Annotated in this window: 4 protein-coding genes and 1 pseudogene; 3 read left to right on the top strand and 2 right to left on the bottom strand. The window is 67.3% G+C overall.

Features of this window, described 5'->3' with window-relative positions:
* Positions 1-631 precede the first annotated feature (631 nt).
* The 3 genes from ACLJN9_RS30475 to ACLJN9_RS30465 all read left to right on the top strand — a co-directional run bounded on the left by ACLJN9_RS30475 (position 632) and on the right by ACLJN9_RS30465 (position 4492).
* Positions 632-1909, top strand: a complete 1278-nt coding sequence (locus ACLJN9_RS30475; protein ID WP_410815149.1) for a lipopolysaccharide biosynthesis protein — start codon at positions 632-634, stop codon at positions 1907-1909.
* 91 nt (positions 1910-2000) lie between these two features.
* Positions 2001-3275, top strand: coding sequence for a glycosyl transferase family 1 (locus tag ACLJN9_RS30470; protein ID WP_410815148.1), 1275 nt, complete (start codon positions 2001-2003; stop codon positions 3273-3275).
* Positions 3276-3295: 20 nt separating this feature from the next.
* Entirely contained in the window at positions 3296-4492 is a 1197-nt protein-coding gene (locus tag ACLJN9_RS30465; protein ID WP_410815147.1) for a glycosyltransferase family 4 protein, read from the top strand.
* Positions 4493-4528: 36 nt separating this feature from the next.
* On the opposite strand, the gene ACLJN9_RS30460 is transcribed toward ACLJN9_RS30465, so the two are convergent.
* Complete coding sequence (locus ACLJN9_RS30460) at positions 4529-5827, bottom strand: hypothetical protein (RefSeq protein ID WP_410815145.1); 1299 nt, start codon at positions 5825-5827, stop codon at positions 4529-4531.
* A 464-nt stretch (positions 5828-6291) separates the two neighbouring features.
* Positions 6292-6533, bottom strand: a pseudogene (locus ACLJN9_RS30455) (UDP-glucose 4-epimerase); the annotation flags it as partial.

The following is a 6533-nucleotide window of genomic DNA, read 5'->3' as shown; positions in this document are numbered from 1 at the left end:
CGCCCAGCAGCCGAAAAAGTCAACACCACTCCTCAACGTCACCAATCCACACCGACCACGTTTCACCACACGACACACCGATGACCCGCCCCAACACACCCGCAACGACCCCACAACCACCCAGGAAACGCCCCAAACGACCTGCACTGCCCGCGTTAGCGGCAAGCAGCATGATCAAGCGAGATATCTCACAAGACAGACATACTGGGCTAAGTTGCTCACGCACTCCAGAAGCCGCGCCCCGCGCGTGCCGGGGATCCGTGCAGGCGTCCACGTGGCGCCGACCCGTCGGCCGGCACAGCCAGTCGAACGGTCGTCGCCGGCACCACCCCGCACCCAAATGCCCTCACCAGCAGTTATGCCCGGGAGTAAGCCCAGCGCGAGGCCGCGTCGCGGCACCCGCATCGCCAGGCGCGTCGCTCCGGTGCTCGCCGCAGATCGATAGGACCGAGGAATGCGGGCCCCCGACAACAGGTTCGAGCGGCATCCGGACGCAGCAGCACCGGGAGCGGGAGCCGCAGGCGCCGGGCCTGTCATCGCGGCACCCGGACCTGAACGGTCCGTCCAGACGATTGAGCGACCCGAGCAGATCGTCCCGGCTGTCCCGACCCCGAGCCGCGGTCGACGGCTGTTGTCCTGGATCGCCACCGCCGCACTGAGTCGGGCGGTCAGCGCCCTCGTACCGCTCGTCCTCCTGCCCGTGACCCTGTCGTACCTCGGCACGGACCTGTACGGGCTCTGGGCCGCGGTCCTGGCGGTCACCGGGATGGTCGCCTTCGCGGACCTGGGCGTTGGTCTCGGTTTGATGACCAGACTCGCGCCCTGCCGGGTGGACGGCGACACGGACACCGCGCGCCGCTACATCTCCAGCGCCTACGCGGCGGTCTGCGGCGTGGCGCTCCCGCTGTGCGGCCTGCTCTGGCTCTTCGGCGGGCTCGTTCCCTGGTCGTTGCTCTTCAACGCCACCGGGGAGGCGGCGAGGAGTGCGCACCTCGTCGCCATGATCTGCCTGACCGCATTTCTGCTGAACATTCCACTGTCGCTGGTCGCCCGGGTCCAGTACGCGTACCAACAGGTGGCGGCCAGCAACGTCTGGCAGGCGACCGCGAGCGCACTGTCGCTGCCACTCGCGCTCGGCGCGGTGTTTCTGGAGCTTCCTCCGATCGCTGTCATCGCCTGCATCGCCGTCGGCCCGCTACTGGTCAACATCGCCAACACGGCGTGGACGTTCGGACGACGCCTGCCGCAGCTGGCGCCCCGCCCGAGGTTCATCGACGGGCGCGGGATCCGCGACCTGTTCGGCCTCGGCGGCCTGTTCTTCCTGGTGACGCTGGTGATGGTTCTGGCGGACAATGCCGATCCACTGATCATCGCCCACGTCCTGGGCCTGGCCAGCGTCACGGTGTACGCGGTGCCGGCGAGACTGTTCACCCAACTCGGCGCTCTGGTGACGTTGGTGAACCAGCCGCTGTGGCCAATGCACGGCGAAGCTCTCGCGCGGGGGGACCTCGACTGGGTGCGCAGGACGGTTCGGCGCATGACGATCGTCTCCACGCTCATCGCACTGCTGCCGTCGACCCTGTTGGTCATCTTCGGCGAGGCCTTCTTCGCCGCGTGGCTCCCGATTCCGATCGGAAATCGCTCTCTGCTGCTGGGCTTCGCCTGTTGGTGGATCGTACTGGCCGCGATCTCTCCGCGATTCATGGTGCAGAACGCGGCCGGAGTCGTACGCCCACAACTGTGGGGCTATCTGCTGTACCTACCGTTGTCCGTCATTGGCAAGTTGTACGGTGTGCACTGGTTCGGGGTATCTGCAGCGCCATACGTAGCGGTCGTCACATACACCGTCACGGTCGTCCCGGCCGCAATTTTCGGTTACCGCCGGGCACTGACTCTGCGGTCCACCTGAGAGAGGCGATGAACTGATGCTGTTGGACGAGGAATTTCCGCGGGTCCTGGTGGTCAGCCACACGCCTTTCAGTCGTGTCAGCGGGACCGCCATGACTCTGTCGAACCTCTTCTCCGGCTGGCCGAAAGACCGCCTCGGGCAGGTCTACACCGGCAACATCGCGCCGTCGACGGAAGTGTGCGAGAACTTCTTCCACTTTCCGCCGAAGGACCACTACCTCCCCATCCAGTACTACTCCATGCGGATGCTCGGGTGGAACGGCCACACGCCTCTGCAACAGAGTCGGCCGATCGCCGCCGTACAGGCGGCGGCAGAGAATCGACCCGGCATGGCCAAGGCGTACGCGCAGCTGCGCGCCACCGCCGACCTCAGTCCGATCCGTGTTCCCCGGCAGCTGACCGAATGGATGCGCGACTTCCGAGCGGATCTGGTCTACTCCATGCTCGGCAGCGTACGGCTGACGAAGATCACCGGTCTCGCGGCGCGCACGTGCGGCGTACCGGTCGTGCCGCATTTCACCGACGACTGGCCGGCGACCCTGTACGACAACGGTGAACTCTTCGGACGCGCCGACCGGGCGGTTCAGGAGGCGGTCGCGAGGCTCATCCGCCTCGCTCCGCTCGGCATGGTCATCAGTCAGCCGATGGCGCAGGAGTACGGCCGGCGCTACCGCATTCCGTTCAGCGCCTTCGCGAACTGCGTCGACGAGACCTTCTTCGCCACGCCCCACGACACGTCGGACCAGCAACCCGTGACGGAGCTGGTCTACGTCGGCGCCCTGCACCTCAACCGTTGGCAGTCGCTCCGCGACATCGGTGCCGCCCTGGACAGCGTGGCCGAGGCCGGCCTGCCCGTACGGCTCACCATCCACGCCCCGGAGAGGGACCTCGCCCAGTACCGCAGGCACTTCGCCCACCTGGGGCGGGTACGACTCGGGCCGTCGTTGACCAGCGACGAGGTGCCTGCGGCACTGCACTCCGCGGCCGTTCTCGTGCACATCGAGTCCTTCGACGAGGAAATCCGCCGCTACACCCGCTACTCGGTGTCCACCAAGATCCCCCAGTACCTGGCGTCGGGCCGTCCGATCCTCGGCTACGGACCCGCCGAGGTGGCCTCGATGAACCACATCCGGGAGGCCGACGCTGGCGTGATCGTCGGGACGACCGACACCGCCGCGCTGGTCCGCGGCCTGAGTGAACTCTGTCGGGACGCTGCCCTACGGCAGAGGCTCGCCCGCAACGGGATCGAGTTCGCACGACAGGAACACGCGAAGGACGGCGTGGCCGCGCGCTTCGCCGCGACCCTGCGATCGGCGGCACGAGCCGAATCCGCCGTTCCCGAGGTCACCCGCAGGCAACTGGCCTAGAAACGAGCTGAGGTACTGCGATGACACGCCGTTCACGTTGGGTCGCCTGTGCGGGTCCGTTCCTGTTTCCCTGGGGTGAGGCGGGATCGCGGCGGGTCTTTGGCCTGGTGGCGTCGTTGGCCGCTGCCGGCTACGACGTGGTGGTGGCCGGCGGCGGTCCCGAACCGCTCACCACGACGGCGCTCCACGGCATCGACGGACCGGGTTCGGTCTCCTACATCGGTCTGGCGGAAAAGCCGCCGCCGGGCGCCGGGCCGCTCGGTAGCTCGATACAGACCCTGCTGCGCTGGGGCCAGCGGACGGTCCGGTGGCTGGACGAACAGCCGACCAGGCCGTCCCACGTTCTGGTGCACGGCGGCCAGGCCCAGTACATTTTTCATCTTCAGCGGTGGTGCCGCCGCAACAGAGTGCCGCTGATCGTCGATGTCGTCGACTGGTTCAACGGACGACACGTACGCGGGGGCTACTTCGGCCCCCTGCACGCCAGCATGAAGCTCGCCCTCCACCACTACTACCCTCGCTGCGACGGTCTCATCGCGATCAGCTCCTACCTCGAGAACCACTATCAGCGCGCCGGTAAGCCGATCCTGCGGGTGCCACCCACCCTCGACGTCAAGAACCTGACCGTGGACGCCAGGCAGACGGTGGACGACTCGGCCCCCCTCAGGCTCGTCTACGCCGGCAACCCGCACGGCAACAGGAAGGACCTCCTGGGCACCGTCATCGAGGCGGTGGGTCGCGTCCAGCGTGAGGGCGCGAGTGTCGAGTTGCGCGTCTACGGCCCGACGGGCAACGACGTACGAAATCTGTTCGACGGCCGAGCGCTGCCGGACGGGGTCCGGTGCCTGGGTCGTCTGCCGCAGGCCGAGGTGGCGGGTGCCCTGCAGGAGGCGGATTTCAGCGTCCTCGTCCGCCGGCCGGAGCGGGCGGCAGACGCGGGCTTCTCGACGAAGTTCTGCGAGAGCCTGGCCAGCGGCACACCGGTGATCGCCAACCTCACCAGCGACATGGCTAGATACCTGCACCCCAACCTGGAGGGCCTGATCTGCTCGGACCACACCCTGGCCGAGGTCACCGCGGCCTTCCGTGCGGCGGCGCGGTTGAGCGGCGCACAGCGGAGCCTGATGCGACAGGCCGCACGGAGCCAGGCGCTCGAATCGTTCGACTACCGAGCCTATGCGGAGCCTCTCGGCAGTTTCTTCCGTAACTGGGACTGAAGCCGGCCGGGCTGGTCCGTCAGCGGCGCGCCGCACTCACTGCCAGGAGTGCAGCGGGCGGTTCTGCTCCGCTCGCAGCGGGCGGTGGCCGCCGACGAGCGACTGCATCGCGTAGAGCGCGAGGAGCGTGGCCATGCCGACGATGGACTCCGGCGCCATCCCGAGCTGGTTGTTCGCCGGCACGTAGACGATGAGGATGCAGAGTTGAGCGAACATCAGTGTCGGGACCACCCGCCGTGAGGACACCGCCGCCCGCCACGAGCCGGCGAAGAGCCAGCCGACCAGCCCCATGAACAACGCCGCACCGGGGAACGTGAGGTCCGAGGCGAGCCACGGGTAGATGGTGGCCCAGTACATGCGCGCCGGCCACCCCTTCTCGTGCTCCGTCCGGTCGGGGTAGGGCGGGTGATCCGACAGGTCCTCCCCCAACGTCTGCTCGGCGAAGATCGCCGCGGACGGCGCACTGCCGAGACCACGGGACCACTCGAAGGGCAGTTGCAGGTTGTAGGAGAGCCCGAGGTAGCCATGGGTCGGATAGCCGATCACGTCGGCGATGCCCTCGGCCACCGGCGCACCCACGAACCTTTCCACTGTGGGGTTCACCTGTACCAGGGCACCCGTGGTACCGAACTCGGTCGCCCGCGCAGCGTGGCTGTGGATCATGTAGGCGACCAGGAGCGCGAACGCGGCGGCGCCCAGCACGAGCATTCGCCGGCGTCGGGAGCGGGCCCGACGCCGGTGCCGTACCGAAGCCCGAGCGATCAGCATCCCCGCCGCCAGCATGATGACGACGTCGCCGAGGCCCTTCGTGGTGCCGATGAAGAGGTAGAACGCCATGTGCAGCGTGATTCCGACCAGACCTGCGAGCCGTAGCCCGCCGGACAGACTTCGCCAGTGAACCACCATCAGTGGCACCAGAGCCACGCTGAGTATGCCGAGGGGAAACAGGATCGTGGTCCAGGGGCTCGTGTTGGCGACGCCCTGTTGATAGACATCGAACTTGTTCAGATAGCCGGTCGCGGGAGCTCGGATGCTCGCCCACACGCTCTGCGGGCCGGTCGCGCCGAACTCCGCAAGCCGGGTCACGCTCAGGATGACGTAGTAGACCGCACTGGCGAGGACGAGTTGACGCACTCGTCGGAGCCGGTCGACGGAATGGGTCGGGGCAACCACGGGGGACGGACGACGCGACATCTGCGCCGCGTAGCCAGCGGCGAAGAGCGCTGTCGCCCCGAACACGAAGATGCAGAGCTGGCCGGGGTTGTCGACCTCGTGGGCCAGTCCCGTCAGCCAGAACGCCCCGAACGTGCCGAGCATCCAGACCAGGGCCAGCACAAGCGGAAGCCACGGGGCCGTTGGAGATCCCGGTGCGCCGCGATTCTTCTCCGCTGATCGGAACGGACCCTGGTCAGGTTGCTGTGACGCCGAGAGCTGCCACGCACGGGGAGTTCCGACCGGCGACCGGTGCCGACCCTCGGTGATGTCGTCGACGGCGTTCACCAGAGCCCGCTCCCGCCTGGTCCCTCCGCGGCGCGGCCCACACTGGACAGCCGCGAGTCGACACGGAGGGGAATGTGCGATTCCACTCGCCAAACCTCCACATAGTTTGATGCGTAACCATCCCGGACGAGATCGCGTCGGGTGGAGTTCACGGCCGTGGTCCGGAGCTGAGGCCCGGCTGAAAGTCACTACTCACTGAACGAGCCAACGAACGTGGAGTCGTGCCGGTGATGGGCCGGCAATGCGTAGGTGAGAACGGTCCATCCCCCGCCGCCGCCAGCCGATGGACCGGACCGGCATCATGCGAGGGCGGGGTCTCGGGTGGCCAACTCCGCGCGGACCTCGGGCAACGTCAACAACAACTCCACGACCTGCGGCACACCAAGACGCGGAGCATTAGCCGAGTTGAAGTCATCAACAGGCCCCCCACCAATCTCACCCTCAGTCACATACAAGGCGTAGTTCAAATCCCGATCATCAACCGGCACCCGGAAAAACTCACCAAAATCCTCCGCCCGCGCCAACTCCTCACCACTGGCCA

Source organism: Micromonospora sp. 067-2 (assembly GCF_046549295.1).
GTDB lineage: Bacteria > Actinomycetota > Actinomycetes > Mycobacteriales > Micromonosporaceae > Micromonospora.
The sequence above is the reverse complement of the archived record's forward strand: the minus strand, read 5'-3'. Positions and strand labels throughout refer to the sequence as shown.